The sequence below is a fragment of the Flavobacterium paronense genome (genome assembly GCF_030409795.1).
Lineage (GTDB): Bacteria > Bacteroidota > Bacteroidia > Flavobacteriales > Flavobacteriaceae > Flavobacterium > Flavobacterium paronense.
In genome coordinates, this window is record NZ_JAUFQN010000019.1 from 1706759 (window position 1) to 1725512 (window position 18754).

The following is an 18754-nucleotide window of genomic DNA, read 5'->3' on the forward strand; positions in this document are numbered from 1 at the left end:
TATAATTTTACAAAGCATCTATTAATTTTTCTGCAGAATTATATTGAAATACTGAAGGGACATTTAATTTTAAAGAAGAAGATTGGCGACCAGAAATATGTAGTTTACTTGAATTTTCTTTTAAAATTTTATTATAAAAATTCAAAATGTAATCATCTATTTCATCTGCTGTAGGCATAACAGTAAAGTGAGAAACATATTCGACATTATCATAAAATTTATTAATTTCTAATAAGTCTATAAAAGGAATGCTAGACCCAAAGTAAATGGTTTTATATCCTTTATTTATAAGGAGATAGTTAATAAACATCAAAGAAATTTCATGTGCTTCGTTTTCTGGAAGGAAAAGCACAAAAGTCTTTTCAGAGTCAATAAGTTTATTTTTAATTTGAATTGAACAGATATTTTCAACAAGTTTTTGATAAATCAAATTACTTATAAAGTGTTCGTGAATTGGTTTAATTGAATTAGTTTGCCATAACATCCCTATTTCACTGAGAAAAGGAATGTATATTTCTATAAAGATAGATGAAAAACTCTTGGTTTTCGTTAATTCATTGTGTGTTTCATTAAACAAAACGGCATCAAAATTAAGCATTGCTATTTTTAAAATATTTATTGCAAAGACAGAATTTGTTTTATCAGAATAAACTTCTTTGACTAAATTATTTAATTCTAAGTCTGATAATTTAGCAATCCTAGAAATCTTATAACCGTAATTATTTAAAAAAGAAACATTCAGAAGTTTTTGAAATTCATCTAAAGAGTAATAACGAATATTTGTTTCGGTTCTACTGGGCTTAAATAACTGGTATCGTTTTTCCCAAATTCTAATAGTATGAGATTTTATCCCTGATAGATTTTCTAAATCCTTTATACTAAATTGAGATTTAATTTTGTTCATTAAATTATACTTTATTTTAAACAAATATATGAATTGAATATGATTAAGCAAAATACTTCAGTTATTAATTGATTTAAATTAGTAATAATCCATTAAAACTTTAATTTTTGCTATTTTTGAAATGAAATATTAAAATTCATAATGAAAGTATATACCAAAACAGGTGACTTAGGAAACACATCATTATTTGGTGGAACTCGTGTTCCAAAACACCATATACGTATTGAAAGTTACGGAACTGTTGACGAACTAAACTCACACATTGGTTTAATTCGCGATCAGGAAATCAATCAATTATACAAAAATGTTCTGATTGAAATACAAGACCGCTTGTTTACAGTTGGCGCAATTCTGGCAACTCCACCAGAAAAAGAAACACTAAAAAATGGACAACCTAGATTACAAAATCTAGGAATAACAGAAAGTGATATTGAATTTCTAGAAAAGGAAATAGACACCATGGAAGATTCCTTACCGCAAATGACACACTTTATTTTGCCTGGTGGACATACTACTGTGTCATATTGTCACATTTCACGCTGCGTTTGCCGTAGAGCGGAACGTTTAGCTGTGCATTTACATGAATTAGAGCCTACCGATGAACTTGTAATAAAGTACCTAAACCGACTTTCTGACTACCTTTTTGTATTGGCACGAAAGTTGTCCAAAGATTTGTCTGCAGATGAAGTACAATGGATTCCGAGGAAATAGTGTTCAGTAAACAGTATTGAAAAAACTGTGGTTTACAGATCTCTAAAAACTGAACACTGACCACTTGCAAAACAACGTTCTTAAACATATTTAAAAATAAATCAAAAAAAACTTGACTTTTTCAGTAATAAATTTATTTTTGCATTAAATTAAAATCGATAGAAGATGTATTGGACGTTAGAATTAGCATCGTATTTAAGTGATGCGCCTTGGCCAGCAACCAAAGATGAACTTATAGATTACGCCATCAGAACAGGTGCTCCTCTTGAAGTAGTTGAGAATTTACAATCTATAGAAGATGAAGGAGAAATCTACGAATCTATGGAAGAAATTTGGCCTGATTATCCAACCGACGAAGATTACCTTTGGAATGAGGATGAATATTAAAAAATAAAAAATCACAAAAGAGAAAAGTCCGTTTAGGGCTTTTTTTTTGTTTAAATTTGCACACCATAATCGGTTGTCTGTTCTCTGTTTTAAAAGTTTTTCAATAAGCTAAATTTATTAAAATCTTTTTTACCAACGAACAATACTGATAACCGAAAACTGATAACATTAAAATATAAATACCAACCCAATTATGAGTTTCATAAATAGCATTATCAAAGCTTTTGTAGGCGACAAATCTCAAAAAGATGTCAAAGCTACACAACCTTATATAACCAAAATAAAAGCATTAGAACCTGTATTAGCAGCACTTTCTCACGATGAGTTAAGAGCTAAAACAGCAGAGTTCAAAGAAAAAATCAAACAAGCACGCGCCAAACAAGACGCCGATATTGAAGCTAAAAAAATAGAAGCCGAAAATACGGCTGATATCGATTTAAGAGAAGATATCTACAATGCCATTGACGCTTTAGAAAAAGAAGCTTACGAAATCTCAGAAAAAGTATTGATGGAAATCCTTCCTGAAGCTTTCGCCGTAATTAAAGAAACGGCTAAACGTTTTAAAGAAAATTCAACTATTACTGTTACTTCAACTGAAAAAGACAGAGAACTTTCGGCTACAAAACCTTATATTACTTTAGTTGGAGACCAAACCAATTGGTCAAACCAATGGAATGCTGCCGGAAAAGAAATCACTTGGGACATGATTCACTACGATGTCCAGCTGATTGGAGGTATCGTATTACACGAAGGAAAAATTGCCGAAATGCAAACAGGTGAAGGAAAAACTTTGGTGGCTACACTTCCACTCTACTTAAATGCTTTAACAGGAAATGGGGTTCACTTAGTAACCGTGAATGATTACTTAGCAAAACGGGATAGTACATGGAAAGCTCCACTATTTGAATTTCATGGTTTAACAGTCGATTGTATTGATAATCACTCACCAAATTCAGATGCACGTAGAAAAGCTTACGAAGCCGATATTACTTATGGTACTAATAACGAATTTGGTTTTGATTACCTGCGTGATAATATGGCGCATTCGCCGGAAGATTTGGTGCAAAGAAAACACAACTACGCGATTGTCGATGAGGTAGATTCTGTATTGATTGATGATGCCAGAACACCATTGATTATTTCTGGCCCGGTGCCAGATGGTGACCGTCACGAATTCAACGAATTGAAACCAAAAATCGAAAACCTATACAACTTACAACGTCAATTGGCAAACGGATTTCTAACCGAAGCTAAACGTTTCTTCAAAGAAGGAAACATGAAAGATGCTGGTTTTCAACTGTTGAGAGCTTATAGAGCATTACCAAAAAATAAAGCACTTATCAAATTCTTGAGTGAAGAAGGTGTTAAACAATTATTGCAAAAAACCGAAAACGAATACATGTCAGACAACAACCGTAAAATGCCGGAAGTTGACGAAGCAATGTATTTTGTAATAGAAGAAAAAAACAATCAAGTAGAATTATCAGATAACGGAATCCAATTTCTTTCGAAAGATACTGATGATAAGTTCTTTGTTTTACCAGATATAGGAACCGAAATTGCCAACATCGAAAAACAAAATCTTGATAAAGACAAAGAAGCGGAAGCCAAAGAAAAATTATTCCAGGATTTTGGAATCAAATCAGAAAGAATTCACACTCTTACTCAACTATTAAAAGCCTATACGCTGTTTGAAAAAGATGTAGAATATGTTATCATGGACAATAAAATTTTAATTGTCGATGAGCAAACAGGTCGTATCATGGATGGTCGTCGTTATTCTGACGGATTACACCAAGCCATTGAAGCCAAAGAACAAGTTACCATTGAAGCTGCAACACAAACATTTGCTACCATTACACTACAGAATTATTTCCGTATGTACAGCAAATTAGCCGGAATGACTGGAACAGCAGTAACAGAAGCGGGTGAACTTTGGGAAATCTATAAATTAGATGTTGTCGAAATTCCAACTAACCGAGGAATGTCAAGAATTGATAAAGAAGATTTAATTTACCGTTCGGTTCGTGAAAAATTCAATGCTGTTATTGAAGATGTTACTCAATTATCTCAAGCCGGAAGACCAGTTCTTATTGGAACAACATCTGTAGAGATTTCAGAATTATTGAGCCGAATGTTGAAAATACGTGGTGTAAATCACAATGTATTGAATGCGAAAATGCATAAACAAGAAGCACAAATTGTAGAAGAAGCGGGTAAACCTGGAGTGGTAACAATCGCTACAAACATGGCTGGTCGTGGAACCGATATCAAGCTAACTCCAGAAGTAAAAGCTGCTGGTGGCTTAGCAATTATTGGAACTGAACGTCACGATTCACGTCGTGTTGACCGTCAGTTGCGTGGTCGTGCTGGTCGTCAAGGTGATCCGGGAAGTTCTCAGTTCTATGTTTCTCTTGAAGATAATTTGATGCGTTTATTCGGTTCAGACAGAGTAGCCAAAATCATGGACAGAATGGGATTGAAAGAAGGTGAAGTAATCCAACATTCAATGATGACTAAATCTATTGAACGTGCTCAGAAAAAAGTCGAGGAAAACAACTTCGGAACCCGTAAACGTTTGCTTGAATATGATGATGTTATGAATGCACAACGTGAAGTGGTTTACAAACGTCGCCGCCATGCATTGCACGGAGAACGTCTGAAACTTGACATTGCCAATATGATGTATGATACTTGCGAATTAATCGTAAGTGAAAATAAAAGCAAAAACGATTTCAAAAACTTCGAATTTGAGTTGATTAGATACTTCTCTATAACTTCTCCAATTTCACAAAGTGATTTTGAGAAATTATCAGAAATGGAAATCACTGGTAAAGTATATAAAGCTGCAATGGCTTATTATGTTGAGAAAACGGAAAGAAGTGCTCGTGAAGCATTGCCGATTATTACAGATGTATACAAAAAAGAAGGAAATACATTTGAGAGAATTATTGTTCCGTTTTCAGATGGAATCAAAACGCTGAATGTAGTAACCGATTTGAAAAAAGCATACGATACTCATGGAGCACAATTAGTGGCTGACTTCGAAAAAAATATAACATTAGCTATTGTAGATGAAGCTTGGAAAAAACATTTACGCAAAATGGACGAGTTGAAACAATCGGTTCAATTGGCGGTTCATGAACAAAAAGATCCATTGCTAATCTATAAATTAGAAGCTTTCAACTTATTCAGAACAATGCTTGATGGCGTTAATAAAGAAGTGATATCATTCTTGTTTAAAGGTGATTTACCACAGCAAAACAATAGCATTCAAGAAGCTCGTCAGGTTCGTGAAAAACAAAATTACATCGAAAGTAAAGATGAAATTCAAAGCAGTGAAAGTTCAAACCGTGAAGCTAGTCAAGCTGCTTCGCAACGACCTCAAGTAACTGAGACAATTGTTAGAGAAACTCCAAAAATTAACCGTAACGACACTGTCACGATTAAACACGTAATGAGCGGCAAAACCGAAAACATGAAATTCAAAAAAGCAGAAAGTATGTTGGCTTCGGGTGAATGGGTTTTGGTTCACGAATAAGATTTTAGAAAACAATTTGCAGAAGGCATACTTAAGAATTTAATCCTCAACAGTGAAAATTGTTGGGGATTTTTTTTACCTGATTCAAAAACTGTGAAATATATAAATTAAATCATAAATTATATAAAACCTTTTCTATGAAGTAAAATACCTTCGCGCCGTCAAATAGAGTACCTTTACAGGAATCCGAAACATAAATAACTATTGGATTTCAAAAGTTACTTCCTTTTATAACGCAATTCCCATTTACATTGAAAATACACATTAAATACATGGTTTCGCTTCGTTGCAAAATAGCAGTGAAAGAGGAATTAGACAAATTGAAATTAGCACATTCAACTATTGATTTGGGAGAAGTGGTGCTTAAAAAAAATATTCATGCCGAGGATAGAGAATTACTCCGCAAAGGATTGCTAAAAAAAGGATTGGAATTGATGGATGATAAAAAATCAATGCTAATCGAAAAGACTAAAAATGCCATTATAGAACTGGTACATTACTCCGAAAAATATCCCAAAGTAAATTTTTCTGAATATCTGAGTAAGGAATTAGACTATAACTACACACATCTTGCGAATCTTTTTTCCGAAGTTACCGGAACTACCATTGTAAATTACATCATTTTAAATAAAATAGAGCGTGTAAAAGAATTGCTTCTTTACGATGAGTTATCACTTACTGAAATAGGTCACTTAATGGAATATAGTAGTGTTGCCCACTTATCTAACCAATTTAAAAAAGTAACTGGACTGACGCCTACCTATTTTAAAAAAATCAAACAATACAAAAAAAGGATTCAACTGGAAGAATTGTAAAATTAAGTTGGTATCCATAAATATAATTCCCAATAGCATAAACTATTGGGATTTTTTTATATTTGAAATATAATTAAATTGTAAATGAAAAATAAACTTCTTTTTGTTTTCCTTTTCCTAAGTATTTCAACTTTCTCACAAACTACAGAAAGTTTGAAAATAGCTACCAAAAATTTATATGAGGCTAATTATCTGATGGATTTTGAAACTATTGTTTCCTTTTCTTATCCAAATATGGTAATAACTTTAGGTAAAGATGTTATGCTGGAAAAGCTTGAGAAATATTATGAAAATGATGAATACCGCTTGCGTGAACAATTAGAAACTTTAGCTTTTCAGTATGGCACAATAAAGAAACTAGAAGGCAAATCATTTTGTGTGATTACATTTCGAAATCCGATGCGCTACTTTTTTGAAACCAAATTAAACACAGAAACTGCTTCTGAAAAAGCTACTTGGTTAAAGCAAATTAACAAAACAAATGAAGTTACTTTTGAGCCAAAAAGAAACAGTTTCAACGTAAGAAGAATTTCGACTTATATTGCAATTATGGACGAAACGACCAATAATACTTGGAGATTTTTCAACTTAGATGATGCCAATCAGTTAGCTTCATTTGAAACAATTTTTGGTGAAAGAGTAAAAAAAGAATTGGGTTTATAAAAAATAGTATTTACCTTTATCTTACTATTAGTAACTAATTAAAATATACCATGGCAAAAGGAAAAGACGTTCAGAAAGCCGCTAAGAAAGAACCTCTAAAGACGGCAAAAGAAAAAAAAGCTGAAAAACGCGATAAGAAAAATTCTCCTAAAAGAGATTAAAATGAAAAACCATCCGCCGCGGCAGATGGTTTTTTCATTATAATAACTAACTAAAATTTAAAACTTGTAACCTGCTCCAATAAAGATTCCGTTTACAGCTACATCTCCAAAACCTAAAGAATACTTAGCATTTACGTCAATTTCTTCTGTAACATCATAGGTTGCCCCTAAATCAATATTTACTTTTAATTTGTCTTCAGTTGCATCTGAAAAATAGTTAAAACTTGGTCCAACTAAAGCACTGAACTTTTCAGCAAAAGTATATTTCGCCAAAACCGGAACGCTAAAAAAGTTAGAATCTGAAATAGCAACATACAATACCTCAGGTTGCACAGCAAATTTTTCTGAAACACCAATTGTAGCAAAACCTCCTAAAAAGAATCCTGTTTCCGAGGCAGTAGCAGTACTCCCGGCTACTTTTACTTTAATGGAAGCTAAATCAACTCCAGCTTTTACTCCGAATTTTGTGTCTTTTTGTGCTTGTACTGTAAGTGAACCGGCAAGTAATACTGCAACGATTAGTAATTTTTTCATCATTTTTATTGTTTAGATTAATAATGATGTAAAAATACCTGCAGTCTCAAAAAGTAGCAATACGGCAAATAACGTATTTTATTAAAGTTCGTCTGGGAATATTTTTCCGGGATTTAGAATATTATTGTGGTCAAAGACACGCTTAATACTTTCCATCAACTCCAAATGCGCTTTGGAAAAAGCTATATCCATAAAATTCTTTTGAACATAACCAATGCCGTGTTCGCCTGAAAGTGTACCTTTTAAGGAAACTGTCAGTTCAAATATTTGACGAATTCCTATCGGAACCTGAGTTTCCCAATTGTCATCGGTCATATCGCCTTTAATGATGTTAACATGTAGATTCCCATCGCCGGCATGACCATAACAAACCGATTTGAAGCCATACTTCTCTCCTATTTTCTTGATTCCGGTGAGTAATTCAGGCAACATATATCTTGGGACTACGGTGTCTTCTTCTTTATAAATCGAATTTGATTTAACGGCTTCAGCAACGGAACGACGCATCTTCCACAAAGCAGCTTTTTGGTCTTCGGTATCGGCAAACAAAACCTCATCGATGTCAAATTTCTCAACAACCGTCATGATTTTCTCAGCTTCGAGCATCAAAATTTCAGGATAATTCCCATCCACTTCAATCAGCAAATGCGCTTGGTGTTCAGGTTTAACATTTACACTTATGCCTTCTACCAACCGCAATGTCCAATCAATAGCATCACGTTCCATAAACTCTAATGCACTTGGAACGATTCCGGCACGGAAAATAGCCGAAACCGCTTCGCAAGCTTCGTTAGCTTTATAAAACGGAACCAACATCAAAACATTATGGGTGTTTTTTGGCAAGAGTTTCAACACTGCTTTTGTAATAACTCCGAGTGTTCCTTCACTACCAACCATTAATTGCGTTAGGTTATAACCAGTAGAATTTTTTAAAGTATTGGCTCCTGTCCAAATGATTTCACCATTAGGTAAAACCACTTCTAAGTTAAGAACATAATCTTTGGTCACACCATATTTTACAGCTCTCGCGCCACCAGCATTTTCAGCAATATTTCCGCCAATCCAACAACTTCCCATGCTGCTTGGATCAACAGGATAGAACAATCCTTTTTCGGCAACAGCTTCCCGCAATACTTGATTGATAACGGCTGGCTCAACAGTGACTTGCAGATTCTGTTCATCAATTTCCAGAATTTTATTCAAGCGCTCCATTGATAATCCAATGCCTTCATATACTGATAAAGCACCTCCGCTCAAACCTGTTCTGGCTCCAATGGGTGTCGTCGGAATTTTATATTCATTGGCCACTTTCAATATGGCTGAAATTTCATGTGCATTGGCAGGTTTCAACACAACGTTTGGCGGAAAAACATAATCTTCCGTTTCGTCATGACCGTAATGATTTAGGGTTTCATTGTCAGTGAACAGATAGTTAACACCAACTATATTCGATAATTTTTGAAGAATTTCGGGACTGAGTGACATTAGGTTAAATTAGAAAGGTAAAAGTAACGATAACAAAAGAAAAAGACAAATTATTTTTAGCCCCGATTGTAGTGGAAATCATCTTTGACAAAGTTTAAAACTTTGTCAAAGATATTGAAACGGAAAGCGGGAAAATAGTCGATTGATAAGCCCAAAACATTCGCTTCTATTTTTTCTTCAAATTAGGAAGGAAATAACAAATAATTCCAATCAAAGGCAGAAACGAACAAACGTGATACACATATTGAATAGAAGTATAATCCGCTAATTTACCCAGCAAAGCCGAACCTAAAGCGCCCATTCCGAAGGCAAAACCGTAGAACAATCCGGAAACCATTCCGAGTTTTTTCGGAACCAATTCCTGTGCATAAACTAATATGGCCGGGAAAGCAGATGACATTATAATTCCGATGGTAATCATTAAAACATCTGTCCAAAATAAGTTAACATAAGGCAGCATTAATGCAAATGGTGTAGCTCCAAAAACAGAAAGCCAAATCACGTGTTTGCGTCCGATTTTATCTCCTAACGGCCCGCCAAGTATGGTTCCAAGCGCATACGCGATTAAGTAAATGAACATGTGAAACTGTGCTTGTTTTATACTAAGATGAAACTTATCCATAAGGAAAAAAGTATAATACGTCGACAAACTTGCTGTGTAAAAGAACTTAGAGAAAATGACGATTAACAACACCGCTATCGCCCATTTCACTTTGCTTTTAGACAAATTGTGATAATCGATAAATACTGTCTTTTTATTCTTTCTAAAAATCAAATGGTCTCGGTACCAAAAGGCAATTTTGCTAATAATTCCGAGTGCAATAACCACAGCAATTACAAACCAAAGAATGTATTTTTGTGAATTTGGAACTACAATTAACGCTACCAAAAGTGGTCCGAGTGCTGTCCCAAAATTGCCGCCAACCTGAAATATAGATTGTGCCAAACCTCGTTTCCCGCCTGAAGCCATATTAGAAATTCGTGCCGATTCCGGATGAAAAATAGAAGAACCAATTCCAATCAAAACCACTGAAAGTAAAATCCAATAAAAATTATCAGCAAACGATAACGAAACAATTCCCGCCAAAGAAAACAGCATTCCATAAATCTGTGAAAAAGGCTTTGGATGTTTATCTGTATAATAACCCACAAAAGGCTGAAGCAGTGAGGCTGCTAGTTGAAAAGCAAAGGTTATCAATCCGATTTGGGAAAATGATAAGTGGTAATTTTGCTTTAAAATTGGGTAAACCGATGGAATTATCGCCTGAATTAAATCGTTTAACAAATGAGCAAAACTGATGGAAAACAGGATAGAATAAATTGTTTTATGCAATAATTCCTTATTTTCAGTAGATATATTACTAGTAGTTTCCATTTAAAATGTGTTTAAAATAAAATACCAAAACGCAAGCGTGGCAAAGGATAATGGAATTCCGATTCCAACCATCATGCTGCTTAATTTTGGTTTCAAGCCATAATTTGAGGCTAAAATTACTCCTGTTATCATTGGCGCCATTGCTGATTCCATCACCGAAACATCAACAGCTATCCCTTTGCCTTTCAATATAATTTTATAGAGTAAAAAGAAAATCGCTGGTGTAATAATTAATTTAAAAAGCAATCCCAGCCTCAGAAATTTCCAATGCTGACTTCTTTTGTCAATTTTTAATTGCAATCCGACGGAAACCAAAGCAACAGGTGTTACTGTTGCACCCAATTTTTGAAAAACAGTTTCTAAATGTTCATTAAAATCAAACTTTAAAACATTCATCACAACCGCAATGACAAAAGCGATAAATGGCGGAAACAGTAGTATTTTTTTTAGTATATCACCCGAACTTGAACTGCCTTTAGCAAAAATTCCGGCCGTAATAATTCCGAGTGTTGCCATGACTACAAACGAACCAGGCTGATCAACAATGATCGCGGTCTTTAAACCTTCTTCTCCATAAAGTGCCTGAATAATTGGAAAGCCAACAAATGAAGTATTCCCTAAACCAGCCGTAATTATCAAACAACCGATAAGTCGATTGGGCCAACCTAATTTTTTTCCGATGGCATAGAAAAAAGCAAAAGATAAGAGAAATCCAATCCAGGCAACTCCTAATGGATATAACAAATCCGTAGAAATCGAAACTTTAGGAATATAGTACAAAGCCAATGCTGGTAAAGCAACATAAATAACAAACTGATTAAGTGCTAAGTGTCCGTTTTTGGGAAAGGCTGCGAGTCGTTGCATTCCCAAACCCATAAGTAAACAGAGAAAAATCAACAGAATGTTATCCATTCGAAATACTTAAATTAGTTTGCAAAGGTCGGAAAGTTTGTTTTATTACACAGAGATACACAGAGAAAAAATAAAAAGATTCACTGAGTTTTAAAAAGCTTCTTTGTGAGTCTCTTTAAAATCTCTGTGAATCTCTGTGTAACAGGAAGTAATATTTTACTAAATTTACCCAAACGATTTCCCATTGAACCAAAAGCAAAACACAAAATCAGCGTTACATGAAAAAGAAGGTATTCCGCAACCTGAAACTTTCAGCGCATCTTCCTTAGAGAAAATTTCCCAAAGCAGAAAAGTACAACCTTCAGCAGCAGAACTTATTTCCGGAATTTTAGCGCATGATAAAGTGGCTTTAAGTCGGGCCATTACTTTGGTAGAAAGTACAAGTGTTACGCATTTGGCGAAAGCTAACGAAATAATAAATGGCTGTTTGCCTTATGCTAACAAATCAGTTCGAATAGGAATTACCGGCGTTCCCGGAGTTGGAAAATCAACTTTTATTGAAGCATTTGGTAAATATCTTACGTCGTTAGGTAAAAAAGTCGCGGTCTTAACTATTGACCCAAGCAGTACAATTTCGCACGGAAGCATTTTGGGAGATAAAACCCGAATGGAGGAATTAGTAAAAGATGAAAATGCTTATATACGTCCTTCCGCCTCGGGAGAAACATTGGGTGGCGTTGCCCGAAAAACTAGAGAAACGATTATCCTTTGTGAAGCCGCTGGATTTGATACCATAATTATAGAAACGGTTGGTGTAGGTCAAAGTGAAACCGCAGTTCACTCGATGGTTGATTTCTTTTTATTGCTAAAGATTTCTGGAGCTGGCGATGAACTACAGGGTATCAAAAGAGGCATAATGGAAATGGCGGATGCGATTGTCATTAACAAAGCTGACGGCGATAATATCAATAAAGCTAAATTAGCGAAGACCGAATTCAATCGTGCTTTGCATTTGTTTCCTGCGAAAAAATCAGGTTGGATTCCGACCGTAGCGACTTGTAGTTCAATTACAAAAGACGGAATTGACAGTGTTTGGGAAACGATATCTAACTATTTTGAATTAGTCAAAGCCAATCATTATTTTGAAGAAAAACGCAAAGAGCAAAACCAATATTGGATGATGGAAACTATTAACGAGCAGTTAAAAAATAACTTTTATAATCATCCTGAAATTGCCAAACTTATCACTTCTTCACAACAAGCGGTGCTTGCTAATGAACTTTCCCCTTTTGCCGCAGCGCAAAAACTACTAGAATTTTATTTCAAGAAGTAAAAGAGAACGTTTTGTACTCATCTCTTTTTTAATCATAATTAGTATTATTTTATAAAGTAAGCGCTATTTTCTTTAAACATGTACATCTTTGTAGAAAAAGATGTACATGTTTACACAAAAAGATGTACATGTTTTGAGTAAAAGATGTACATCTTTTATTAAATTTGTACTTATGATTTAATTGTATCACACTACTAAAATAAAAAAGTATGGCTATTCACTTTAAAATGGTTCCCAAAAAAAACATGCAGACTTCTCCGCCAGAAGTTAAATATTACCCTTGTGCGGTGAGTCAGGGCAAAGTAGACTTAGAAGATTTAGCGCGTAAGGTAGCCATGCAGTCTACTATGAGCGCTGCGGATTGTTACGGAGTTATTGTGGGTTTAACCACGGTAATCGCAGAAGAATTGACTGATGGAAATATTGTAGCTATTGATCATTTAGGAACCCTAAAACTAACATTGCAGGGAACTGCTGCCGACACACAGGAGGAATTGGGCAAATCATCGATTACCAAAGTGAAAGTGATTTATAAACCTTCTGCGAAATTAATGGATAGATTAAGGGAAATTACTTTTAAGAGAATACGTTAGGAAATTAAAATCTTAAATTAAATTTTTGTTATAAAGCCAATACAACAGAACAACAAAGCCGCGCAAAATAATGAATTATCACCTTTTGCAGCGGCTATGAATTTGTTAGGGAAGTATTTTAAGTAGAAATTTTCTAGTATTTGTTTTAGTGAGCTAATTCAAACTACATCTCAAAAATGAGATCGATATAGGGAATTCCGATATTAGAATCTGGACCGGGTGTTCCTAAACTATAAAAGTTGGATGAAGTAATAGTCATTCCATTTGAAGTAACCGGAAAAGGATTTCCAGTAGTAAAGGATAACATTCTTCCTGTAGTATTGATTACATTACCAAGATAATTAGAAACAATTCTTCTTATTGAATATGACTTTCCTGCAAGCAAAGAAATACCATTAACCGAATGATAATCTGTTGAGTTAGAATTAAAAATAATATTCCCTGAGTATACCATTGTAGCATCAGTATTGTTATAAATCTCAATAGTATAAGGAACACTAGCAGTATATAAATTGGCATTTCCTTGATAACCAATAGAACAAACTGTTTGATTGGCGTTTAGTGTAAATGTATATTCATGAACATCCAAATCCATTGTATTGGAATCGGTATAGGCTGGATGGGCTGTAACGACATCACTCCAAAGCGTTTTAAATGGAGATAGTCCCGTATTACATCCTGCTGGTGCTGATGCTTGAGGCGAGGTACAACTTGGACCAATTACTAAGGTTGCAGTGATTAACAATACAGTAACAACAGCTGTTGACACTAAATAAGTTTTGATTTTTTTAATTTTCATATAATTTAAAGTTTTGGATTAGTAATTTTTTATAATAAATAACAGCAATAATGATAATAACTAATGCTATGCATTGCGAATGAGAAAGAAAACCATCAATGACATACCCTCTTTCATCACCTCTAAATAATTCTAAAAATATTCTGCAAAAGCCATATAAAATAATATAGGTTAAGAACTGTTGCCCGTCAAATTGTTTGTTTTGTTTAACAGAAAGGATAAGTAGCAGGATCATCAATAATAGAAAGGCTTCATAAAGTTGGGTTGGATGTACACCAATGCCATTAGAGTTTGGAAAAACAACACCCATGAAACTATTAGTAGGCAACCCATAGCAACAACCTCCTAGAAAGCAACCTATTCTTCCGAAAAAATGCGCTATTAAGGTAGTGGTGGCAAAAATATCTAGCATGGATAAAACCGGTATTTTGTGTTTTTTTAAATACCAAACCACAAATGGAACTATCGTTACAAACGAACCATAAAACACAAAGCCACCCGAAAAATTATCTAAAATAAGTTTTGGATTATTTAGATAATACAAGGGTTTCTCTAAGTAATAAAACAATTTACCACCCACAAAGCCCATAATAAAAATGAGATAGAAGAAAGAATTGGGCAATGCTGTAATGCCCAATTCTTTTTTAGCACGCCACTTGGTATAAACCGTCGCCAATAAAGCACCTAAGACAATACAAAACGCATACGAATAAATCGTAAACTCAACCATACCCAAAAGATTGGATAAAAAAACAGGTAATTGAATATGGAAAAGTTCTTTGTGCATGTGCTAACTTTAATTGAGTTTATATAACTTTTCTGTTATTGACATTCCTTGAAAACAATATCATCAATACCAAATTTCCACAGTCTAGTCCACCTGTTTTGCCAATCTCTAATTTTAATTTCAATATTAGCTGTTGTAGAATTTGAAGTCCATATCGCATCTTTTTTAACCCATCCTGAAGATTGATATTGTTTTGAATTATAGTTATAAGTGTAAATCCCCCCAACTATTGCTCTATTTATTATTAATTGCCCATTTATATATACATCAATTATAATGCTTGGATTGCCAGCTAAATTGTTTCCATAGGAATCTCGTTCATAAGTATCCTGAAAATAAGTTAGCATTTCGAAACAGAAGTGATATTTTTTATCTTTTTCAACTGTAATGGGAACGCCTCGCCAAAGTGATCTCCCTGTTAGAATAATTCCGTTACCCATTCCGTCATTTTTTGCCTGTATTTCTAAACACTTACTATTTCCTAAAGATCCAACAAAAAATTTATCGTCATTAACGTATCCAGGATTAGAAAACGATGGTGTAAAAAAACTTACATAACCTAATCCATTATTCCAATTTTCAAAATCACCATTTATAACTAAGTTTTTTATTGCATCACAGTTATCACATGGGTTATTTTCGCCTCCACCTTTACCCGCGCCGACATTTTTCTTATTACTTTCTGTAGTAAGTATTAATGGAACACCGCAAACTTTACCGCCACACATAGCGTAAACAAATACTTTTTGCTTGTAAGATTGATCGTAAATTGAAGTACTTACTTGATTTAAGGGTAATGTGTCATTGGCGATAATCATTGACGGATTATCTAAATTGATGCGCTTAATAAAAAATTGTTTGGCACATGTAGCATCTGCACAACGGTATTTAAGGTTTTCAATATTCACCGCTAATTCTGCGCTGAGAGAATTGGGAGTCAAATTTCCACCAGATGGAGGAACAGTTGTAAAGGGTTGTATAGCTCCATATATAATATTAGCCTCACTACCTGCTACCAATTGATAGCTTGCGCCTTCCCAACCACTTCCACTGCAACAGTCTTTAGGTAGCTCATTGACACTAATATAATGAGAACAGGTCTTACAGGGTTCCTCAGTTTTGTTGTCACAATAACCTTCATATTTAATTTCGTACAAGCCCAGCTCATCAAAGCTATAAGTACCACTTAGTATTGTCCATGCGCCAGTAGGTGTTTTTATTTTAATCACAACTCGGCTTTGACAACCTTCTTTTCCTGAATTACAATAAAAGTTTCCGCTAAAACTTAAAATACTTCCAACACTTTGTGTGATAGTTTCTCCACAAGTTTCTTTGTTAAACTCTTTACATCCTTTTAATGCTTCACTTAATTGACCTGAACCTTTTATTGCTATGCTATTTCCTGAAGCAATTATTCTTTTGTTTTGTTGAGTTACTTTTGTGTAATCCCAACAATAGGTTTGGCTTATAAAATAAGATCCCGAGCAACATTCATTAGTAACATCTTTAGTTACTTCTGATTTTATCGGAATCATAGTTCTAACTCCGGCTTTACTTTTTACCTGTGATTGTAGCATAAATGGTGTTAAAACCAAAAACAAACAATACATCGAAACCTTTATAACTATTCTCATAATTGAAATTTTAATTAGATTTTATTTATTAAAAACCTTGTTGTTTTGGAGAGCCAGATCCTCTACCACTTGTTGTGATTACTGTTACATTATATTCTTTGCCATCAATATTGATTTTGGTTTTTTCATTTATTTGAATTACCTGCACGTCTTTCCCTTCATTAGTGGTATTCATTACTTCGTAAGTAATATTTTCTTTACCGAATGTAATAGGTTGTTTAGGTTCAGGAAGACCGATACTTTTATACAATGAAGAAAGTAATGACAAAGGAAGAACAGTGGGTTGCACATCTACTTTTTTATCAATAAACTTTTGAAGCGTTTTAGCAGTTAATTTGTTTTTGAGACCTAAGTTGTATATCACAATATTGTTTGTGCCAACAAGTTTTATGGCACTAGCGGTCATTATTTCGTCTTCATTCAATACGTAATTTGGCTCACTAAATGAAGGCGAATTTGCTTTGCAATAAATTCCACCTGCACCACAACCAGGCTCTAACTGGCAAGCACTTCCTCCTGAAATAAACCATGGTGTTCCGGCTGCTACCAATGATTTCCATTCCCCTACAATATCTGAAGTAGCGATAACTTTTCCGGTAGCAGCATAAGAAGCTGCGGCTGCGCCACCACCACTATTTTCTTTCTTCCCCAAACTAATCACAACCCCACCACTTATACCCATATCACTGTATTTAGTATCCGTTTTAGTAGTAATATATTGCCCTTCGTTAAAATGCCCTAGGTTATAACTATTGCTAGGAATGGTTGGGTCTAGTACAAAACGGGTACTTTCTGTACTAATTGTTGAACCCATAGTGTAGCTGCCTTCTACCCATATACCTATAGTTGGTGTAATGTTATAAGCCAATCTTACTTTTGGAATTACACCCAAACCACTGGTTTTAGTTGCTTTTTGGGCTAGTAAAACATACGGATAGTCCACCGTGTTTTCTTGTACGGTTTCGGTAACGGTAAATTCCTTTTGCGAGATACTTAAATAAGCAGCATTCAAGATTGGTGAAACTGTTACATCGCCTAAATGAATATTCATTTGTGGCCCTGCTTCAAATTTGAAACCTTGCGCTTTTGGGCTTCCATTTCCTTTTGCCACTACCGTTGGTGGTGCGCTTTGTCCTTGCAATTGATATACAGTGTAGCGACTGTCTAAAGCATAATCACTATTGCCCATGGTGTAGCCACCACCAGCGTTTATCCCTAATGAGGTATTGCCCCACTCCCATATAGGTTTGTACAAACTAACGTTTATATCTATACCGTTTACAATACCTGCTTCTTTAGTAGTTGCGGATGGGTTTGAAATACCACCGCCAACATAAATTTGCGGCTTAGAAAAACGCAATAAGGTTACATGACCGGTTCGTTTTACTTTATGAGTACCGCCTTTAATAATATATGGTGGATGAGGCCCACCTTCTGTTTCTGCTACTTTCATGGAGCTACCATACTTTTTCAATAAGGTTACATGTCCTATACGATCTTCTGATTTGCCTTGTGGTGAATTTTCAAACTCTTTTATAGGCACACATTTACCATTTAAACCTAGGGTGCCTAATGGGCAAAACACTTGCAGGCTTTGCGAAGCGTTTCGTCTTAGTAAGGTTACATGACCTACACGATCTTCTGTTTTTGCTTGCGGTTGATTAACAACGGTACTATCCCAAAGCAAACTTCCTTGCAAGGTGGTAGGTTTTAGTGCGGTAATCAGCAATAAATCGGAACCTGCATCGCCTTCTAATTGCGACATAATGATGTTTTCGTTTTCGGCAATAACCAGTTGTGTGCCATCGCCATTAAATACGTAAGTACTTTTTGGGTTTAAGTTTGTTACTAGATCTTGTCCTGCTTTGAGCAGTTGGTCTTTGTCTAGAGACACCAAATACGACCCTTTGACTAACTCTAAACTAAAGCTGCCGTCTTTGCCTGTAGTGGCTTTGCTGGCTCCGCCACCGGGGTTTTTCTTTACTACAACTCCAATACCAGTAACAGGTGGATTTTGTGGAGCACTTGCCAACGCACTTATACTAAAGGCTAAAAAGCAGCAAAGCGTAAGGATAATTTTGAGTGATTTGTTTTGTTTCATGGTTATATAATTTTGCTTAACAAATATTACCAATTCCTACAAACAAAAAATCCCTTAATCAAGTGATAAAGGGACTTCT

16 protein-coding genes are annotated in these 18754 nt (G+C 34.7%); 7 read left to right on the forward strand and 9 right to left on the reverse strand.

Annotated features, from left to right (window positions below; all coding sequences use genetic code 11):
• Positions 1 to 7: 7 nt before the first annotated feature.
• Complete coding sequence (locus QWY90_RS08920; RefSeq protein WP_290285532.1) at positions 8 to 904, reverse strand: MerR family transcriptional regulator; 897 nt, start codon at positions 902 to 904, stop codon at positions 8 to 10.
• A gap of 141 nt (positions 905 to 1045) precedes the next feature.
• Between QWY90_RS08920 and QWY90_RS08925 the strand changes: the two genes are divergently transcribed.
• The 5 genes from QWY90_RS08925 (at position 1046) to QWY90_RS08945 (ending at position 7021) form a co-directional block, all read left to right on the forward strand.
• Positions 1046 to 1615 carry a cob(I)yrinic acid a,c-diamide adenosyltransferase gene (locus tag QWY90_RS08925; RefSeq protein ID WP_290285533.1) on the forward strand — a complete coding sequence of 190 codons (570 nt, stop codon included), beginning with the start codon at positions 1046 to 1048 and terminating at the stop codon, positions 1613 to 1615.
• Positions 1616 to 1780: 165 nt separating this feature from the next.
• Entirely contained in the window at positions 1781 to 2002 is a 222-nt protein-coding gene (locus QWY90_RS08930) for a DUF2795 domain-containing protein (RefSeq protein WP_002986941.1), read from the forward strand.
• A 193-nt stretch (positions 2003 to 2195) separates the two neighbouring features.
• Positions 2196 to 5543: a preprotein translocase subunit SecA gene (gene secA / locus QWY90_RS08935; RefSeq protein ID WP_290285541.1), complete on the forward strand. Its 3348-nt coding sequence runs from the start codon at positions 2196 to 2198 to the stop codon at positions 5541 to 5543.
• 251 nt (positions 5544 to 5794) lie between these two features.
• Complete coding sequence (locus QWY90_RS08940; protein ID WP_290285542.1) at positions 5795 to 6358, forward strand: helix-turn-helix domain-containing protein; 564 nt, start codon at positions 5795 to 5797, stop codon at positions 6356 to 6358.
• Between the two features lie 84 nt (positions 6359 to 6442).
• A complete protein-coding gene (locus tag QWY90_RS08945; protein WP_290285543.1) occupies positions 6443 to 7021 on the forward strand; it encodes a hypothetical protein in 579 nt (192 codons plus the stop codon).
• A 218-nt stretch (positions 7022 to 7239) separates the two neighbouring features.
• On the opposite strand, the gene QWY90_RS08950 is transcribed toward QWY90_RS08945, so the two are convergent.
• From QWY90_RS08950 to QWY90_RS08965, 4 genes are all read right to left on the reverse strand, one after another.
• Positions 7240 to 7719 (reverse strand): outer membrane beta-barrel protein, encoded by a 480-nt coding sequence (locus QWY90_RS08950; RefSeq protein ID WP_290285544.1) that lies wholly within the window; start codon positions 7717 to 7719, stop codon positions 7240 to 7242.
• A gap of 78 nt (positions 7720 to 7797) precedes the next feature.
• Positions 7798 to 9201 carry an FAD-binding oxidoreductase gene (locus QWY90_RS08955; protein ID WP_290285545.1) on the reverse strand — a complete coding sequence of 468 codons (1404 nt, stop codon included), beginning with the start codon at positions 9199 to 9201 and terminating at the stop codon, positions 7798 to 7800.
• A 166-nt stretch (positions 9202 to 9367) separates the two neighbouring features.
• A complete protein-coding gene (locus QWY90_RS08960; RefSeq protein WP_290285546.1) occupies positions 9368 to 10576 on the reverse strand; it encodes an MFS transporter in 1209 nt (402 codons plus the stop codon).
• Positions 10577 to 11488 (reverse strand): AEC family transporter, encoded by a 912-nt coding sequence (locus QWY90_RS08965; RefSeq protein ID WP_290285547.1) that lies wholly within the window; start codon positions 11486 to 11488, stop codon positions 10577 to 10579.
• A 184-nt stretch (positions 11489 to 11672) separates the two neighbouring features.
• On the opposite strand from QWY90_RS08965, the gene meaB reads away from it, so the two are divergent.
• Complete coding sequence (gene meaB, locus QWY90_RS08970) at positions 11673 to 12761, forward strand: methylmalonyl Co-A mutase-associated GTPase MeaB (RefSeq protein WP_290285548.1); 1089 nt, start codon at positions 11673 to 11675, stop codon at positions 12759 to 12761.
• Positions 12762 to 12970: 209 nt separating this feature from the next.
• Complete coding sequence (locus QWY90_RS08975; RefSeq protein ID WP_290285549.1) at positions 12971 to 13354, forward strand: HU family DNA-binding protein; 384 nt, start codon at positions 12971 to 12973, stop codon at positions 13352 to 13354.
• 163 nt (positions 13355 to 13517) lie between these two features.
• Here the strand turns inward: QWY90_RS08975 and QWY90_RS08980 are convergent, their stop codons facing one another.
• Genes QWY90_RS08980 through QWY90_RS08995 form a run of 4 tightly spaced genes read right to left on the reverse strand, consistent with a single transcriptional unit; the run spans position 13518 to position 18675 of the window.
• Positions 13518 to 14153, reverse strand: coding sequence for a hypothetical protein (locus tag QWY90_RS08980; protein ID WP_290285550.1), 636 nt, complete (start codon positions 14151 to 14153; stop codon positions 13518 to 13520).
• The gene (locus tag QWY90_RS08985; RefSeq protein ID WP_290285551.1) at positions 14143 to 14940 is read right to left on the reverse strand and encodes a prolipoprotein diacylglyceryl transferase; all 798 of its coding nucleotides are present in this window, start codon (positions 14938 to 14940) and stop codon (positions 14143 to 14145) included. The genes QWY90_RS08980 and QWY90_RS08985 overlap by 11 nt, the downstream gene beginning before the upstream one ends.
• A gap of 35 nt (positions 14941 to 14975) precedes the next feature.
• Entirely contained in the window at positions 14976 to 16574 is a 1599-nt protein-coding gene (locus QWY90_RS08990; protein ID WP_290285552.1) for a hypothetical protein, read from the reverse strand.
• Positions 16575 to 16602: 28 nt separating this feature from the next.
• Complete coding sequence (locus QWY90_RS08995; RefSeq protein ID WP_290285553.1) at positions 16603 to 18675, reverse strand: hypothetical protein; 2073 nt, start codon at positions 18673 to 18675, stop codon at positions 16603 to 16605.
• Between the last annotated feature and the right edge of the window lie 79 nt (positions 18676 to 18754).